Here is a 1,020-nt window from a genome sequence, read left to right as displayed (position 1 = left end):
TTTTAACCGAACCAACCACCGTTTTCATCACCCTTTTATAATAAGTGCGCAAAGATACACTGCCTTCCATATTTTTGCAACCAATTAACAAGGTTTATTACAGGCTGTGCAGCCAATAGAACCTAATTCATTACAGTAAACAGGGAAGTAGCTACCTCAAGTTGCTAGTTCACTGGCCAACAGCAGGCTAACCGTGAAGGTTTAGGAGTAGGTCTAGAAAATACCACTTTGGATGGACTACCCATCAGAAAAATTCCGAAGAGAAACTAAAAAGCAAAAAAAAATCCCGGACCAAGGCCCGGGATGTCATTTATCTTAAATACTGTTAACTACTGCAACTTAAAAGTAATTGGGATACTAAAAGGCACACGTACAGCTCTACCTCTTTGCTTTCCAGGAGTCATTTTCGGTAATTTACCAATGATCCTAGCCGCTTCCTCCTCCAAGTTCTTATCCGGTCCTCTCATCCTTACATTACCGATACTACCGTCTTTTTGAATCACGAACATTACATTCACCCTACCTTGCACACCCATTTCCTGAGCGATTTCGGGGTAACGGAAGTTATCTCTAATATGCTTTTGCATCATGGAGTTAAAGCAAGCTCTCTTATCTTTTTCGTTCTCACAACCTGGAAAAACAGGAACATCCTCAATAACTGCGAAGGGAATATCCAATTCTTCTTCTACTTCCTCTACCTGTACGTCTTCTACTTCTATTACCTCTTCTTCCTGACTAGTTTCAGTAGACTCAATTACAGTTTCCTCCACTTCTTCCTCATCCTCAACAATCTCGATGATCTCTGGAGCTGCTGGTGGCGGCGGTGGCGGTGGTGTTTTTATTTGTTCAGTCATAGGAACTTCTTCATCCAACGTATCATCCACGTTCATAGTATAATCAAATTGATTGTCATCGTCATAGGTTTTCCATTCCAAGGCACCCCAAGTTAACAACAACACTATCACCAAACCAATAACGAAGTAAAGTCCGCTATTCCTTGTTAAATCCGCCTTTGGATTT

At 41.2% G+C, this 1,020-nt stretch carries 1 protein-coding gene; it reads right to left on the bottom strand.

The window, feature by feature from the left end; genetic code table 11:
• Positions 1-329 precede the first annotated feature (329 nt).
• Positions 330-1,020 (bottom strand): energy transducer TonB (locus F1E73_RS17065; protein WP_150452670.1); only part of this gene is annotated, 691 nt, incomplete at its 5' end.

This window comes from Arenibacter lacus, from assembly GCF_008711145.1.
Taxonomy (GTDB): Bacteria; Bacteroidota; Bacteroidia; order Flavobacteriales; family Flavobacteriaceae; genus Arenibacter; species Arenibacter amylolyticus.
Note: the sequence above shows the minus strand (reverse complement) of the source record. Positions and strands in the feature narration are given on the sequence as shown.